Origin of the sequence: Kordiimonas sp. UBA4487 (assembly GCF_002389025.1) — a bacterium.
Classification (GTDB): domain Bacteria; phylum Pseudomonadota; class Alphaproteobacteria; order Sphingomonadales; family Kordiimonadaceae; genus Kordiimonas; species Kordiimonas lacus.
This window is the reverse complement of record NZ_DGNR01000011.1, coordinates 792,127-811,618: the sequence shown is the minus strand read 5'-3', so window position 1 is coordinate 811,618 and position 19,492 is coordinate 792,127. Positions and strand designations below refer to the sequence as shown.

The 19,492-nt window shown below is 59.4% G+C and carries 2 protein-coding genes; one reads left to right on the top strand and one right to left on the bottom strand.

Annotated elements, in window-relative coordinates:
- Window positions 1-27 precede the first annotated feature (27 nt).
- Window positions 28-1,032, bottom strand: coding sequence for a heme-binding protein (locus B3Z17_RS09330; protein WP_286829547.1), 1,005 nt, complete (start codon window positions 1,030-1,032; stop codon window positions 28-30).
- A gap of 516 nt (window positions 1,033-1,548) precedes the next feature.
- Here B3Z17_RS09330 and B3Z17_RS09325 point away from each other — a divergent pair.
- The coding region (locus B3Z17_RS09325) for a M10 family metallopeptidase C-terminal domain-containing protein (protein WP_286829546.1) at window positions 1,549-19,492 on the top strand (17,944 nt) is incomplete at its 3' end.

The following is a 19,492-nucleotide window of genomic DNA, read 5'->3' as shown; positions in this document are numbered from 1 at the left end:
GATCCAGCTCAGGCGCCCGGCACTGTTTTAAGAACCCGGAACTTTGGTCAATGTGTTCGCCGTGACATGCGGGAAGGTCAGGAAGCGCCCCCCCACCGGCAGCTGCATCCAGATGGACTGGCTATATTGCAACTGGGTATAATTGTCGGTCCCGTCGAAGGATTCGAGCCAATAGGTGAAATCGTAGCACTGCACGTTGGCGTGCTGCTGTTCGAACCCAATGTTGGTCACAGCGCCCTTGCCGTTCCTTGTGCTCAACGCCAGCTCCAGGAAGTTGGTCGGTTTTCTGGCCGCCAACGCATTCTCAAGCACCAGGTTTGGGTTTGCCGTGAAGTTGGGCTGCGGGTTGGTCACCGGGTCCTGGGTGGTATATTGGGGCGGCAGGCCGCTGAAGCCTTCAGGCTGCACGGTGGCGGGTGGGATCGTCGGGACGCCTGATCCGGCGTTGCTGCCCGTATAATTGCCCAGCGCCAGGATCGAGTTGCCGTGCGGTACCGATACCTGCTTGACCACATTGAAGGCCTGGGTTGGCGCCATGCTGTCCTTGACCGTCTGGTTGCCGATACCCGGCTGGTCCCCATTGCCGTAGGGGCCCAGCTGCTGCGTACCGTCACGCAGGAACAGAAGCGAACCGTTTTCCGCGTGCACCAGCGCATCCTTGTTTGGCCCTTCGGCAAAATAGACGCGTTGCTCGTAAAAGATCGTATAGGCGGTCTGTGTTCCAATACCCCCGCGATTTGCGGCGCTACCGTGAATGGCTGAAAACGTCAGTTCTTCATAGTAAGTGAAATTCTTGAGGATGAAGCCTGACGGGCTCGATGGGTCCACCTGCGGCAGGGGCATCACATTATAGGCATAGGGCGCCTGTGGCCCACCCATGCTGGTGCCTGGCAGATTCTGGTTGGTCCAGGTGCCGATCAGATACTGCAACGGGCCAAGGTCTGCGGTCGGCACACCCGGCGACATCTGCGGCGGTTCGGTGATCAGTGGTTCAGACAGGTTGGGTGCGGTGTTTGGTGGATGAACAGTCATGGTGGGTGCCCTTGGTTGCGTTATGGACCGCCCCCCTGGCGGCCCGGATACCGGACTGACCACCTACCTGAAGTACAGCTCCCCTGTCGGTACAGACACATCTGTACCGCGGGAGAGACTGCCGGGAAGGCACCCAATCCTTGCCTCATTACATTCGGGAACTCTTGAACTTTTACATCTATAGCGATGCGATATCTACTATTAGGTGTATATCACTTCGTCAAAATAGCAGCAACGCAATCCATCGTCCTGACGTCAGAACTGTTGTCAGACAGGTTGTATTGAGAGCGTTGCAGAAAAAACCCTGTAAAAATCTCGGGGAGGAAACTGCGCTTTTTCAAGGCCGCCCGACCAAAAACAGACACCCGGCGGAGCAACCAAAATATAATGGCGGAAACAATATGGGTAGATTGACACTAAGCGCTTGACACAAGCCCCTTAACACGGTCTAAAGTCGGAATATTTTGTTTTATTCGCAGCACTTTGCTACCGCGCATCAACGTTTATGGGGGACGTATGGCGGACCTGTCAGGTACGAACAATTCCGATACAATTCAAGGAACGGCTTCTGCCGACACCATCCGCGGGCTTGATGGTGATGATACCATCTATGCGACTACTGGCGGTGACGTTATCGATGGCGGCACCGGAACCGATGTTCTTGACCTGATGACTGCGCTGAATGCCCAGCTTGGTCACGATGTTGCTGTGAACGCGGAAATAGACGGTGCCGTGACGTCTGCAGGTGGCGAAATTCTGGTTACCGATATGGCCTCCATCGAAGCACTGAGGGGTGGCGGCTGCAACGATACCCTGTCAGGCAATCAGAATGATGATGCCCTTGATGGCGGCGGCGGCGACGACCAGCTGTCTGGGCGCGACGGTGATGACGTGCTTGTCGGTGGCAGTGGTAACGATACCCTGACTGGTGGCGCCGGCACCGATGTCCTGACCGGGGGCGATGGGGCAGACCTGTTCGTCTTTGGCGCAGGCTGGGGTAACGACACCATTGCAGACTATGCGGACGCATCTGACCAGATCGATATGTCCGGCACGGGCCTGGCCTTCAGCGACCTGACCATTACCCAGGATGGCAGCGATGCCCTGATAGCAGACGGTAGTGGCAATTCCATTCGACTGGTGAATACGACAGCCGCCGACATCACAGCAGACAAGCTTAACCTGGATAGCGGGATTATCGAAGGCACGTCGGGGAACGACACCCTGGCCGGTACCGCCGGCACCGATACCATCACGGGCCTTGGCGGTGACGACACCATCTATGCGACCACAGGCAATGACATCATCGATGGCGGCGACGGGACCGATCTTCTTGACCTGATGACGGTCCTGCGGGACCAGCTTGGTCGCGACTATGCAGTCAACGCAGAAATCGACGGCCCTGTGACAGCCGAAGGCCAGTTGATCATCTCCGACATGGCTCACATCGAAGCCCTCAAGGGGGGCGCCTGCAATGACACCCTGTGGGGCAACCAGAACAACGACGCGCTGGACGGCAGCGACGGCGATGACCAACTATACGGGCGCGCGGGCAACGACACACTGGTTGGCGGCAACGGTGACGATACGCTCGACGGTGACATCCGGCATGTGCCTTCGGAGACCGGTGATGACCGCCTGACCGGCGGCGCAGGCGCGGACACCTTCTCCTACCAGGTGGCTGGCTGGGGCAACGATACCATCACCGATTTCGAGGTGGGCACCGACCGGATCGACATGTCGGGTCGAGGTTTCACCTTCCTGGACCTGACCATCACCCAGGATGGCGATGATGCGCTGATCGAAGACGGAAGCGGCAATTCGATCCGGCTTCTGAATGTCACGGCCGACGACCTGACGCCTGCTGACCTCAACATTGACGCCGGCGGTATCATTGGCACCGCCGACAGCGACACGCTGGACGGCACGGCCAACGACGACCGCATCCTTGGCCGCAGCGGCGATGACGCCGTAAGCGGTGGCGCTGGCAACGACGAAATCGACGGGGACAGTGGCAACGACAGGCTGTCCGGCAGCGCGGGCAACGATACGCTGCGGGGGGGTGCCGGTAACGACACTCTGCTCGGCGAGGACGGCACAGACAGCCTGCAAGGCGGTGACGGCAGCGACCGGCTGCATAGCGGATCGGGAAACGGCGACACACTGCGCGGCGGCAACGGCGACGATACGCTGCAAATTCACACCAGCCGTGTCGTGGCATCGGGCGATGCCGATAACGACGTGCTTTATGTTTCCGGCATCAATTCGACCGTTTCCGGCGGTGACGGCGATGATCTGGTCAGGGTCAATGTCTCGGGTGTGGTGGCCTCTGGTGATGCAGGCAGCGATACGCTGCGCGCCTATGCCGAAAATGTCACCCTTTCCGGTGGTGACGGCGACGACAGCCTTTTGGCCGGTGCATCGCAAACAACCCTGTTGGGCGGCGCGGGCGATGACTATATCCGGATTGATGCCACTGCCATGGTCAATGCAGGCGCGGGCGCCGACACCATCTATGTCACGGCCAGTGGATCCAACATTGACCTGGGCGAGGATACCGACGGTGACATTGTTGGCGTGCAGTCATGGGACAACCTCTATCGCCTGAACAACACGGTCTTTGAAAACTGGACCACTCACGACCATCTGTCTGTGCCCCTGAACGGACAAGACGACTACAGTGTGACCAGCTCTGTCGTTGACGGCAACATGCAGGTCACGGTCAAGGTTTTCTATCATGATGTCACCTTCACGGTAAACGGCCTGACGACAGGCGGATTCGTGGGCGCCGCGTTTGGCGACACGTTTGTGATCTATTATTCCGAAACTGGTGAGGTTTCTGAAAGCAATGCCTTTGGCGGACTTGATATTATCGGTGCCGATTCTGGCGAAACCCTGTCGGGCACAGCCGGTAATGACCGGATCAGCGGTCGTGAAGGCCATGACAGTATTGTTGGCGGCGACGGCGATGACAGCCTGTCGGGCTACTGGGGCAATGATACCCTTGAGGGCGGGCTGGGTGACGATTATCTGATCGGCGAAGGCAGCAACGACCGCCTTGTCGGCGGCGACGGCAACGACACACTGAAAGGCGGCGCAGCCCAGGACACCCTGTTAGGCGGCGAGGGCGCTGATGTCCTGGTCGGTGGCCAGGGCAGAGATCTGCTTGATGGCGGCAATGGCGACGACACGCTTACTTCCGACCAATATGACACAGGTGACGACACCCTGCTTGGTGGCGCGGGCAACGATGTTCTGCTAGGGGGCCGAGACAGCCAGGTGATCGAGGGCGGCACGGGCAACGACAAGCTCAGTGGCGGCAGTGACGATGATACGCTCAGGGGTGGTGACGGTAACGACACGCTCGATGACCAAGGCAGCCCTTACTATTATTACTCCGGAGGCAATCTTCTGGAAGGCGGCGCCGGGAATGACAAGCTGACCACCAGCAGCAGCGGCCGGGACACCCTTTCGGGCGGGGACGGCGACGACAGTATCAGCTCCGGGGCCATGCTGCTGATGGGCGGGGACGGCAACGATACCATCCGGGCGCAGACCGCTTCCTCCGCTTTCAAGATGACGATTGAGGGCGGCGCCGGTGAAGACCTGATTTACCTGGCCAGTTCGGATGCATTCGTCGATCTGGGTGAAGACGATGTAACCGATACCATCCGCCTTGGTTACACCGAACTGACCTCCCGCCTGGACGGCACGGAGTTCGAAAACTGGACCGAAGCCGACAGGATTGTATTCGACCTAAGCGGCCTGAATTACGAACCCGACTATAGCGGCATCCAGACACAGGCACTGGGCGACGACCTTATCGTCATGTTCACGTTCGGGCGCGGCGATGCCGATCCCTTGCAGGGGTCCATCCGCATCAACGGGGCTGTCGGCTCCAGAATCGTATTGGCCGAGGCAGGCAATGAACTGACCTTCAAACTGGTGGCGTCAGACACAACCCAGGCCGACAATACTGAAGGCGGCGCTGATTTCTTTGGCAGCGCCAATAACGATATCTTTGATGGCACCGGCAATGCGGATCGCCTTTCCGGTGAAGGCGGCGACGATATTCTTCGCGGCAACGGCGGCAATGACACCATCAGCGGCGGGGCCGGCAACGACAGTGCTGTCGGTGGCAACGGCGATGATTTTATCCGTGGCGGCGATGGCGATGACATTGTGGCTGGCAATGCGGGTGATGATCTTCTGGAAGGCAGCGGCGGCCAGGACAGCCTGTCCGGCGGCGACGGCAATGACACCATGGTGGGGGGCGACGGCGAAGACACCCTGCTTGGTGGCAGCGGTGATGACCTTCTGCTTGCACACGAAACCACGTCGTCACAAGCCACTATCAACGACCGCATCGAAGGCGGTGACGGCAACGACACCATTCGCTCGGAAGGTGGCGACGATACGCTGCTTGGCGGCGCAGGCGACGATGTCATCCTGGATGATGACTGGAATCAAGGCCGCACCCTGCTGTCAGGTGGCGACGGCAACGACACACTCACGGCCAATGGCGGCGACGATACACTAGACGGCGGCGCCGGCGATGACCTGCTGCGTGGCGGCAGCGGCAACGACCTGCAGCTGGGCGGCGAAGGCAGCGACACGATAACCGTTGGGACGGGGGATGATACCGTTGACCTCGGCGCCGACAATGACGCCGACGTCGTGCGTACAGGCCTGTCGTCTTATGACGTCCAGAATTTGGACGGCACAGTTATTCGCAACTTCACAACTGCTGACAGCATTCAGGTCTCAACCAGCTACTATGAGATAGGGCCGAGCTCTGAAGTTGTGGACGGCAATACGGTTGTAACGCTGGATTTCCGAGGGTCCAGCTATCAGTTCACCCTGGAGGGTTTTGAAGGCGAGCTGGTTCACCTGCCGCCTCATGCGACCTCCGGCGGCACGCACACCTTCCTGTTTGCTCCTGTTGGCGGCGGTTGCCAGGACAATGAAGCAGGCGGCTTCACCGTCTTTGGTACGGCGAACGGCGATTCGCTTGGCGGCGGCGCAAATGCGGATCTTTTGGCAGGGCTGGCTGGCGACGATACCCTGCGTAGCGGCGACGGCCAGGATACACTGCTGGGCGGTGCTGGCGATGACCTTCTCTATGTATCCGGCTCCCCTGGCCATATCGACGGCGGCGACGGACAAGACACCGTCAGCTTTGCCGACTTCGATGAAGCACTGGATGTCTCCATTTCTGGAGGCCTCCAACTGTCGATAGACGACCTCCGGATCAATCACATTGAGGCCGTGATTGCCACTGACCTGGCAGACAAAATCATCGTCAATGACAATGTAACAGTCTTCGGCGGCGCGGGCGACGATACCCTGTCCAACAGCTATTATAGCGGTGTTCTGGACGGTGGCGATGGCGCCGATTTGATTAGCGGCGCAAGCGGCACGGACGCGCTATATGGTGGCAATGGCGACGACACCATTACCAGTTCCGCCAGCTCATACGGTACCGGCGATACCATTGATGGCGGCAGCGGCAACGACCTGATCACCATCGCCGGCAACGGCAAGGCTGTCATTTCAGGGGGCGACGGCGACGATACTGTGTCGGTCAATAAGGGCGCACACGTCACGGGCGGTGCGGGCAATGACCTGATCATCAGCGCGGGCGACGATACCCGCTTCTATTTCGGTTCAGGCTGGGGCAGCGACACGATTGAAGGCTTTGATGCTGGCAGCGAACGGCTCAGCCTGGCCACCACGGGTCTCAGCTTTGCTGACCTCACGATCACCGCGCAAGGCGATGACGCCCTGGTTTCCGACGGTAGCGGCAACAGCATTTTGCTGACAGGCGTCGACGCCTCGGCTTTGACCGCCGAAGACTTCATCTTCACCAATGTCCACACAGGCACGAGCGGCAATGACTATCTGCTTGGCTCCTATCTGGATGATATCATTTCCGGCGGCAACGGCGACGACACCATCGTGGGCCAGGACGGCGACAACACGCTGACGGGCGGCATGGGCGCGGACGTTTTCGTGCTCAGCAGTCCCTTCGGCACCAACAGCATCACGGACTTTGTCGTTGGACAGGACCGCATCAACATCGCCGGCACATCCCTGGGCTATTCGGAACTGACAATTGTTCAGGAAGGCGAGAATACCGTCATCACCGGTGATGGATCCCTTGCCATCACGCTTGAAGGTGTCGAGGCAACGGAACTGGGTGCTTCAAGCTTTGTCACGGCCGACTATCTGACCACCGTGTGGGACTTTTCAGCCTGGCTTGCCTATCCGACGCTGATCTACAACCCCACAGGCAGCAGCAGTACGGACCCGCTTGTGGTGTCCGGCACCCACACCATCAGCGCTGACGACGAGGTTTATGTCGAGCTTGGCTCCTATGCACGCGGTGTGATCAGCAGCGGCGATACCGGCACCAGCCTCAATAACGAAGGCAATATCTTTGTCTCGCACGGCAAGCTCCATACCTATAATTCTGCGGTCGGTGTGGCCGGAGACGGCTGGGATACCCTTACAAACAGCGGCAGTATATCGGCCGTGTCCTACTATTCCGACGCTTATGGGGTATCTGTTCAGGGACGAGCCACAGCGGCGTCAACAGGGCTGACAAACAGCGGCACGATCCAGGCGCTGTCACGCACGGAAAGCGCGACGGGCGTCTATTATAACGCGGCAGGCGAAACGGGCTCCCATACAAACAGTGGCACCATCCACGCCTGGACCGGCACAGGCGGCCTCGCCTCTGCGATGCGCCTTTACGGCGACAACACCCTCGCCAACTCAGGCACCTTGCTTGCGGAAGGGGGCAGTCTGTCGTTCGGGGTTGGAATCTATTCCGGTGAAACCTCCCTCACCAACACGGGTATCATTACTGCAAGTCGCCACTATGAATATGGTACCAGTTACGGCGTTTATTCGTCAGGGAACCAAGCCAGCCTGGTCACCATCACGAATGATGGAACCATCACCGCAGACATTGGTGTGCGTGCGTACCTGGCCACGGTGAACCTGACAAATACCGGCACCATTACCGGCGACATCGTTCTGGGCATCGGTGACGACACGGTCACCAATACCGGGACCATCGGCGGGACCATCAGCGCCAGTGCAGGCGATGATATCATCCTTGCAGGCGACGGTAATGATACGGTCAGCGGCGGCGTTGGATCTGATACACTGGACGGTGGCGCCGGATACGATATCGCGACCTATGCAGACTCGGACACTGCCGTGGCTGTCGACCTGTCGGCCGGTACGGCGACAAGTGGTTCGGGCGACAATGACGTGCTATCGGGCTTCGAAGCGATCGTGGGCAGCACCTATGTTGACACTCTCAAGGGCGATTCCGGCGACAACCAGCTGTCTGGCGGCCAGGGCGGCGCCCGGGATTTCCTGACAGGCGGCGCCGGTGACGATACGCTTTCGGGCGGCAACGGTGACGATGTCTTCGTTTATGCCGCGGGTTGGGGCAACGACGTCATCACCGACTTCAACGTCGACGGAGACCTTCTGGAAGTCAGCGGCACAGGCCTGACCTTCGCCGACCTGATCATCACAGCAGATGGCGACGACACAGTCATTTCCGACGGGTCGGGCAACAGCATCCGGCTTGTCGGCGTGGCGAGCACCGACGTGACCGAGGCCATTTTCAGCTTCGATGGCGTCATCCCGTTCACCAACGGCGACAATGCTGACAGCATCCAGGAAGCGCTGGGCATCACCGACCCATGGGCCGAGATGCCTTCCGGGTATGCGCAGCCGGGATCAGACCCTTATACCAGTTCGCTTTATATCTCGGGCAATCGCACCGTGGGGGCCGACGAAGACATCAATATCGAGGTCCCGAACTATTCCCGCGCCATCCGCGGCTATAGCGGCGACAGCCTGACCAACGAGGGCCAGATATGGCTCGAGCTGGGCTACAGCTATTATTCCAGCAACGGCATCTACAACATTGGCCAGTTCAATAACAGTGGCTCAACCGTGATCATCGGTCATAACGCCTCACTTTATGGCGTTCGGGCCTACAACATCGACAATAGCGGCTCCATTGTCGCGGCTGGCAACAGCAATGTTACCACTGTTTATTTCACCAACAACGGCGGTATCCTGACCAATACCGGCCATATCGAAGCCTGGGCCGACGGCGGCTACGCCACCGGCGTGGAACTGGAATGGCAGCGCGGCTTCACCAATGATGGCACCATCCTGGCACAAGGGTCCGTGGGCGCGCGCGGCGTTCGCTTTGACGGCCGCTATGTTACCGATTTCGTCAACAATGGCACCATCACCGCTGTGTCCGGTGACGTGGACAATGGCTCTGTTGGCGTAACCTTCACGACCATCCAGAATGGCCACAAGGTCACCAATACCGGTACCATTGAGGCCGATATCTCGATCCAGTTCCTGGGCAACACCTATTATGACCCGACCATCATCAACAGCGGATCGCTGATCGGTGACCTGGACCTGGACAATGGCGGCATCTTCGTGATCGAAAACACGGGCTCGATCGAAGGGGATATCCTGCTTGGTGACGGCGACGACCGCGTTGATAGCACCAGCGGCCAGATCGTCGGCGCTATTTCGGCCGGCGGTGGTGACGACACCATCATCGGCTCTGAAAGCGACGACATCATCCTGGGTGGTGAAGGCCTTGACTATCTCGATGGCGGCAATGGCGACGACACGCTCACCGGCGGAACCGGTAGGGACATCTTCGTCATTACCGGAAACGACGTTATCACCGACTTCGGCACCGGCCACGACCGGCTGATTTTCAGTGACGCCAATTTTGACGACCTGACAATCTCCAGCTGCGGCGATGACGTGATTGTATCTGATGGATCTGGCAACCAGGTCACCCTCGTGGGCCATGATAGTGCCGACATCACGGAAGACGATTTTGTTGTCCCCGGCAGCCTTGGCGACTATCTCGGCATTCTCGCGCCCTGGACTAGCCTGCCCGACATTCTGGTGCGGCCGTCTGGATCGTCGACCCACGACGGTGGACTAATCTCTGACGATATCGAAAGTGAAATCTATAACCCAGGGACAAACGAGTCGCGTTTCCTGACTTTAAACTCACATGTCGCCAACGACAGCCTTATTTGGGTCGAGTATGACGAGCCATACAGAGACCACTCTACCATTTATATCGATCCATACCTTAGGCTGACCAACAACGGCACGATTGTAGCGATTGATGAAGATGGCTGGAATACTGCCGTTCAAGGCAACTACAGGAGTAAAGTTGAAAACCATGGAAACATATATTCCATAGCCGGTTATGACGCCACAGGCGTCTCACTTCGCTCTGGCCAGCTGATAAACCATGGGACTATCGAATCGTGGGCGGGTGAGAGCTCTTCGACCGGCGTTGAACTTCTCTATGGCGATGGCACTAGCCAAAACCATGGGACAATCACAGCGAATGGCTTCGTCCTTGCTACCGCTGTTTATCTTCATAGTGTGAACTCCGATGGCGTTACCTTCGAAAATACCGGCGAACTATTTGCCCGCACAAGCAGCGCAGGAAGCGACAGCATCGGTATTCATAACTATAGTAGCTACCGGTCTATAATCATCAACAGCGGCGTGATTGACGCTGACATCGCCTACCTCGGGGCCACTTGGAGCTCCTACGAAACGTTTAACAACGACGGTACCATCATCGGTGATGTGAAGATGCAGAGTGGTACTGACATCTTTAACAACACCGGTTCGATCACCGGAGATGTTGATATGGGGGTCGGCGACGACACGCTGACAAACACCGGCACCATCACCGGCAATGTCGACCTCAGCAGCGGCAACGACAGGCTGAACAACACTGGCGGCAGCGTTGACGGCATCATCGATGGCGGTGCTGGCCATGATATCATCATTGGGTCGGCGGGTGACGATACCATTGATGGCGGTGACGGCTCCGACAGCCTGCTTGGCGGCGACGGCAACGACAGCCTTGCCGGCGGCAACGGCGACGACACCATCATTGGCGGCAATGGCGACGACATGATCACGCTGGGAAGCGGCGGCGACGTGATCGACCTGCGCGCCGGATGGGGCAATGATACCGTCACAGATTTCAACCCCGATGTAGACCGCATCGATATCGCGCGCTTGGGCATCAAGTATGATGACCTGACAATCACCAGCAGTGGCGACGATGTGATCATTAGCGACGGTGAAGGCAACAGCCTGACGCTCCAGAATGTGGCGCTCGAGGACATTGGCCGTGACCAGTTCTATATCTACACGGTCAATGTAGGCACGGACTATGCGGACAGCTTCAATTCAGACGCCGACGGCCAATGGCAGACCGATAGCTATGGCAATCTGGTCCACGGGTTCGCGGGCGATGATTCGATCCTTGGTCTTGGCGGTGACGACTATCTTGTCGGTGGCCCCGGCGAGGATACGCTCGATGGCGGCGAAGGCAGCGACTGGGTATCGGCAGCCGATTCCTATCTTGGCGTCAGCATCAACCTGGCCGAAGGCACGGTGACGGGCGAAGGCAATAACGGCGACACGTTGATCAGCATCGAAAACGCCGTCGGCTCCTTCGCGGGCGACCGCCTCGAAGGCGACAGCGGCGACAACATCCTGCGCGGCCTCTCGGGTGGCGACGTGTTCGCCTTCGACACCGGCTGGGGCAATGACACGATCGAAGATTTCGACCCCACAGCCGACATCCTCGATTTCACCGACACAGGCCTCACGTTCGCAGACCTTGTCATCGCGCAGGACGGCGACAACACGCTTATCTCAGGCGGCGGCAATACGCTGACACTCGAAGACGTGACGGCCACGGATGTGGTGGAAGCCGTCTTCAGCTTCGACGGCACAGCCACCCCCACAGACGACAGCCCGACCGGGGTGATTGCAGACGTGCTCGGCATCACAGACCCGTGGGCGGACCTGCCGGAAATCGGCTATCTGCCTTTCTGGAGCAACATCGCCAGCTCGAGCTTCCGGCCAAATATCACCGATGGCGCCATTGAAACCGGCACCTATGTCAATCTGAATGGCTCGCGGCTTATCAGCGTCGGGTCACCGCAGATAGAAACCCTCACGTTCGACGGGGCCGCCATTGTTCGCGCCCTTACAGGCTACTATTCTGCCGACGCTGTCGTGGCACATGCAGAAACCTTTGTGAACCAAGGCCTGATCCTCGCCATCGCGCAAAATCAAGAAGAGGCCTATGGTTTCTTGTCAGTTAGTGGCACCGCCTTGGATAACCAAGGTGAAATTTATGCAATTGCTGAAACTTACAATGCCAAAGCTGCCACAATCTATATCAACGACCCATCCGACGCATCGGTCAACAGCGGTCATATTGAAGCCTGGGCAGGCCTACACGCCATGGGGGTTCAGGTTTGGGGTGGCAGCTTCAACAATATTGGCACCGTTCTGGCGCAGGGTGCAGCCTCTGGTGTCGGCATTCGAGCCGAATCGTCTAGCGATACATCGATAACCAACAGCGGCCAGATCACCGCCATCGATAATACTGAAACCATCAACTCTGTCGGCGTGGACCTTAGAGGCTCCGGTGACCATAGCTTCACAAACACAGGAACGGTGACAGCTGAAATCGCCGTGAATGCCAGCGGTTACCGGTACACCGACAACGGGTTCACCGTTAACAACAGTGGTACGCTGGACGGCGCCATTCACGCCAGTAACACCTGGATGGATATTACCAACACAGGCACAATTACTGGTGACCTGAACCTGGGCGATGGATCTGACACGATCGACAGCACAGGCGGTCAGATTCATGGCGTCATCACGGCCGGCGAAGGCGACGACCTGGTGCGCGGCTCCGAAAGCGACGATACGATCGAGGGCGGCGAAGGCGACGACACCCTCGGCGGCGGCCATGGCGAAGACCTCATGAGCGGCGGCGCAGGCGACGATATTTTCGTCCTGACGCCAGACTGGGGCAACGACACCGTTGAAGACTTCACCCTGGGCCACGACCTGATCGGCCTGTCTGAAGGCGGCGTACAGTTTGATGACCTGATCATCACCCAGGATGGCGATAATACCGTGATCAGCGATGGTAGCGGCAACAGCCTGACGCTGTTGAACGTCACTGCCGAGACCATTGATGAAACCGCCTTCCTCAAGGGTGGCATCATGGTAGGGACCGATGCCGATGAAACCCTCACTGACGGTGACGGCAGCACCAAAATCTATGCTGCGCGCGGTGATGACACCGTTGCCGGCCAAGACGGCGACGACACGATTGTCGGTGGGCTGGGCCACGACAGAATAGACGGCGGCAGCGGAATCGACACAGCGTCCTATGAAGGCAGCCACAAGGGCGTATCGATCGACCTGAGTTCGAGCGGCAGACAATCCAGCGGTGACGCAACGGGCGACCGCCTGATCAATATTGAGAATGTGATCGGCTCGTCCAACAATGACACGCTGGTGGGCGACGGCGGCGACAATATCCTGCGTGGCGGCGACAAGCGGGACGCGCTCACAGGGGCGGGCGGCGACGACACCCTCATTGGCGGCACCGGAGACGACGTGTTCCACTTTGCCTCTGGCTGGGGCAATGATGTGATCCGCGATTTCAGCCGTGGCAGCAACATTATTGAAATGTCCGGCACTGGTCTTGCCTTCAGCGATCTGGTGATCACCCAGTCCGGCGATGATGCCGTGATTTCAGACGGTTCTGGAAACAGCATCACGCTGCGCGATGTCGCGGCAACCGACCTCACGGAAGCGGACTTCAGCTTCGACGGCACAATCCCGGCCACTGATGAAGATCAGGGCTCCGGAGTCTATGCCTATGAGATTCTTGACCTTGGCGTCCCCTTCACCTTCTTCCCGGACCATATCACCCGCCCGGATGTGGATGCTCAGACAGGCGCCCAGATCTATTCGGGCAACACCGTCATCCCAACCGAAGAAGCACTTTACTTCAAGGGCACCTATCGCCCGATCCAGGTCGACGGTAATTTCTCTAACCTTGGGACCATCTGGACCGAAGGAAGCACCACCGGCATCTATGCAACCCCGGGCGACACGGTCATCAACGGAGGCAGGATTGTTGCCCTGGCGCAGACTGGATACCTGCGTGCCATCGATATTTATGACAGCGCAACTGTCGTCAACAATGGCGAGATTTATGCCGTGTCGGCCGAAGGGTCTGCGGTCGGCTATGAAACGACGTCATCGTCAGGGAACGCCATCAACAGCGGTTTGGTGCATGCCTGGGCAGGCGGCGGCGACGCCACGGGTGTCAACTTCCAGAGCGGCGGCAACTTCTTCAACAGCGGCACCATCCTGACTGAGGGCAGCGTGAATGCAACGGGCATTCTTGCCACCCACAACACGCCGGTTCACATCTATAATGATGGAACAATCACAACGAACACAGGGCCGAACGGCAATGAATCCATAGGCGTCCGCTTTACGCGCCTGGTCGAAGGTCACAGCCTGACAAACACCGGTACGATCTCAGCCGACATCGCGGTCCAGTTCGATACAACACCACAGTATTACGACCCCACCATCACCAACAGCGGCACCATCGAAGGCGACCTGCGCCTGCTGGGCGGCACATTCGTGGTCAACAACACAGGCTCGATCACCGGCGACGTGACGCTCGCGGCTGGTGACGACATGTTCGACAGCCGCGATGGCTCCTTCACCGGCCGGATATATGCCAACGCCGGGGATGACACCATCCTGCTGTCGGATGGCGCGCACTTTATCTCCGCTGGTAGCGGGGATGACGTCATCTCCGCAGGCGCCGGAGATGACACCATTTACGCCTTGGATGGCAACGATCTCATCGACAGCGGTGAAGGGGACGACCTCATCAATCTTGGTTGGGGCGGCCGCGACACCCTTGTGCTGTCATCGGGTAACGATACTGTCGACGGCCTGACGACAGCCGATGTGATCAGAACATCTGACATTCTTGATTATTCCCTGAACCTGACCGGTAACAATGTGTTGCTGAGCTATGGCGGCGATCAAGCTGGCACGCTGCTTTTCAACAACACCTCCATCAGCATGGTCGAACAAGCCATTTCCCGCGGCACCACCGGGGTGCGCAGGATCGGCAACTCCAGGGACGAGGAAATCGTCGGCACGGTCAGCGACGACACGCTTTACGGCCAGGGCGGCAACGATTCATTGATCGGTGGGGCAGGCGCCGACCTGCTTGATGGCGGCCACCAGCACGACAGGATCGATGGCGGATCAGGTGACGACCAGATTGACGGCGGCACCGGCGATGACACCATTGATGGTGGGGCCGGCAATGACCGGATCAACACCGGCAGCGGGGCGGACGTCGCAAGCGGCGGTAACGGTGACGATACAATCACGTCCGGTTCGGACAACTCCACCCTTTCCGGTGACGCAGGTAGCGATGTGATCACCGGCGGCTCAGGCAGCGACCTGATCCTGGGCGGTAACGGCGACGATACCCTGGTCACAGGCGGCGGAGCGGACACGCTCGACGGCGGGCAAGGCGACGACCTTGCCAGATTCACAGATCAATCACAGGCCATTTCCCTCGACCTGGAGACTGGAACCGTAGCCACAGCAACCGGCACCGTCACCTTGCGCGGCATCGAAAAAATTGTCGGATCAGGCTCCGACGACACCCTGACGGGCTCCTCGCGCGACGACACAATCGTCGGCAGCGGCGGCGATGACATCATCGAAGGTGCCGGCGGCAATGATCTGCTGACTGGCAGCTCCGGCAGTGACAGGTTCGTGTTCCGTGGCACCAGCTGGGGCAATGACACCATCGAAGACTTCACATCCGGTGTTGATGTCATCGATATGTCGTCGACACTCAGCACCTCAAGCGACGTAACCTTCACCAAGGTCGGCAACGGCACCCTCCTGGAAGACGGCAATGGCAACAGCCTGCTGATCCGGGGCATCGTGCCAGACGATATTAGCCTGGACGACTTCCTGTTCACACGCATCATCAATGGCTCGAGCGGCAACGACTCTCTCGGCGGCGACAGCCAGGACAATGAAATGTGGGGTGGCTGCGGCGACGATATGATGGACGGCGGCGCGGGCGCAGATTCGATGGTTGGCGGCACCGGCGACGACACGATCAACGGCGGCACAGGCGACGATACAATCGAAGGCGGCGCGGGCGCTGATATGATGATCGGCGGCGCGGGAGCCGACCTGGTGATGGGCGGCTGCGGCGACGACACTGTGCAGGCCATCTTTATCGAACCTGATGCAGGCGCCATGACCATGCGGCTTGAAGCCATGGCAGAAGGCGGACGCGCCAGCGCGGATATCGTGCTGGACGACAGCATCGACGCCCCACAGGTCACTGTGTCCGCTGACGGCCTGACCTACACCTATGAAGGCGGGCGCAACCGGGAAGGCCTGGCCCTTACCGAAGGGCAGGACAGCGGTCAGCACTATTGGGAGGTTACCCTCACCGATGTGGCGCGTGAGGGCGGCCACCTGTATGTGGCCATTGCCGCCCCTGCGGACAGCGACTGGACCCAGGATCTCGCCACCATCGACGGCTCGCTGATGCTGCGTGGCATCGGCCGGACCTATGTAGGCGATGGCAGTCGCTCCAGGAGCGGCCAGAACGGCCTTGACCGCATCCGCGAAGGCGACGTGATTGGTGTGGCATTCGATGCCGACGCAGGTGCCATCTGGATTTCCGTCAACGGTGAATGGCAGAATGGTGCCACGGCCGCAGAAATCGCAGCAGGCGACACCAGCCACGCGGTCATGACCGGCATTGATGTGCCCTATGTGCCTACGGCAGGCGGCTATTCTTCCTACAGCCGCGCAGGCCACACAGCCACCTTCGCGTTCGATGAAGACAGCTTCAGCTTCAGCGCACCTGAAGGCTACAGCGGCTATGGCGGTGGCGCCAATGTAGTAGGCGACGCGGGCGACACGCTCGACGGCGGCGATGGCATCGACTGGATCGACCTGTCGAACGCACCTGAAGGCATCATCATGGGTGACAGCCGCCTGGAGGCCGAAGGCGATAGCACCATCGCAGGGGATATATACCGAAACTTCGAAAATATCCGCGGTTCCGCCTACGCAGACCAACTGAATGGTGGCGACGGCGACAATGTGATCCTGGGCGAAGACGGCAATGATACGCTCTCGGGCGGCAACGGCGACGACACGATCACTGGCGGCGACGGCGACGATGTGATCCTGGGCGTGGATGCAGGTGATGTGATCGACGGCGGCGACGGGTATGACGTCATCAGCTATGCGCACCTGAGCGAAGGCCAGTCCATTGTTGTCAGCTCAAACCACCAGAATATAGAAGCCTATGAAGGCTCCGCAGGGAATGACACCATCACCGGAAGCAATGGCGATGACATCATTGGCGGCGGCGACGGTGACGATATCATCAGTGGCGGCGAAGGCGACGATACATTGTCTGGCGGCGACGGTTTCGATACGCTCAGCGGATCAAACTGCGCCGATGTGATTGACCTTGGCACCGGCACCACAAGTGGCGGCACGGGCAGCGACCTGATCACGGGCTTTGAAGCGATTGCAGCCGGGAACGGCAACGACACGATCATCGGTGACGACAGCGCCAACCACCTCATGGGTGAAGGCGGCGATGACCGCCTGATCGGCGGCTGTGGCGACGACACGCTTGCGGGCGGCGCGGGCGCAGATACTTTCGTCTTCGAGGCCGACTTTGTCCGCGATCTGGTGACCGATTTCACCTCTGGCGACGACGTCATCGACCTGTCGCGCATGCCAGTGACCTTCTCTTCGCTGGTGATCACACAGAACGGCAGCGACGCGATTGTCGAGGTGCCGGACCATGGCGAAATCACGCTTGCGGGTGTGACTGCGGGTGACCTTACGGCGGCTGACTTCTATTTTGGTGAAACATCTCTTGAAGGCACAGCGGGCGACGACCTGATCGAAGGCCTGTTCCGTGATGAGACGCTGGATGGCCTGGCGGGTGACGATACGCTCATGGGCGGCGAAGGTCTTGACCTGCTGCTGGGTGGTGCGGGCAACGATGTCCTGGATGGCGGCGCGGGCGCAGATATCATCATGGGTGGCTGCGGCGACGACACTGTACAGGCGTTCGCAGGCGCAAGCGGATCGGACAAAGCCCTGGAAGACGCAACCCACGCGTCACAGGTGACCGTGGCCGACGGAGGCCTGATCTACACCTATGAAGGCGGGCGCAACCGGGAAGGTGTAGCCCTCGACGAAGATATCGACAGTGGCCAATATTATTGGGAAGTCACTCTCACCGATGTGGCGCGTGAGGGCGGCCACCTGTATGTGGCCATTGCCGCCCCTGCGGACAGTGACTGGACCCAGGATCTCGCCACCATCGACGGCTCGCTGATGCTGCGTGGCATCGGCCGGACCTATGTAGGCGATGGCAGTCGCTCCAGGAGCGGCCAGAACGGCCTTGACCGCATCCGCGAAGGCGACGTGATCGGTGTGGCATTCGATGCCGACGCAGGTGCCATCTGGATTTCCGTCAACGGTGAATGGCAGAATGGTGCCACGGCCGCGGAAATCGCGGCAGGCGACACCAGCCACGCGGTCATGACCGGCATTGATGTGCCCTATGTGCCTACGGCAGGCGGCTATTCTTCCTACAGCCGTGCAGGCCACACAGCCACCTTCAACGTCAACGAAGACGACTTCAGCTTTGCTGCGCCTGAGGGCTTCGATCCCTATGGCAACGCTGGTGCCCCGGAAGGCGGCAACGACACAGTCGATGGCGGTGACGGCATTGATGTGATCGACTTCGCAGGCCTCAGTGCAGGCATCGACATGACAGGCGTCACCTTGTCTGATACGGGCGGTGCCCTGATTGGCGGCGACCTCTACCGGAACTTCGAAGGCGTGACCGGCAGCTGCCATGATGACTTGCTGAATGGTGGCGACGGCAACAACAACCTTTCCGGCGGCTGCGGCGACGACACGCTTACGGGTGGTGCAGGTGACGATACGCTCACGGGCGGTGCAGGCGCAGACTTCTTCCGCCTGACAGCGGGCTTCGGCACGGCAGTGATCACCGACTTCACGCAGGGCACAGACCGTATCGACCTGCGCGGCTCGGGCTATGACTATTGGGATATCGTCGACGGAATCGGCGAATCCGGTGGCATCGCCACCTTCGATGACGGCAACGGCAATGTGCTGACGTTCGCAGGTATCGCAGCAGGCGCCATCAGCGTGGACGACTTCCTCTTTGGCGGGTCGATCATCCTGGGCACAAACGGCGCCGATACCGTGACCGGCACCACTGAGGCCGACTATATGATCGGCCTCGACAGCGACGACAGCCTCTTTGGGGGGGCTGGCGATGATACGCTGCTGGGCTCCAACGGTGATGACACACTGAATGGCGGCGACGGCTTCGACCATATCAACCTGACCGACAGCAACGACGTGGTAAACCTGGGCACCGGCGTGGCCGAAATGGGCA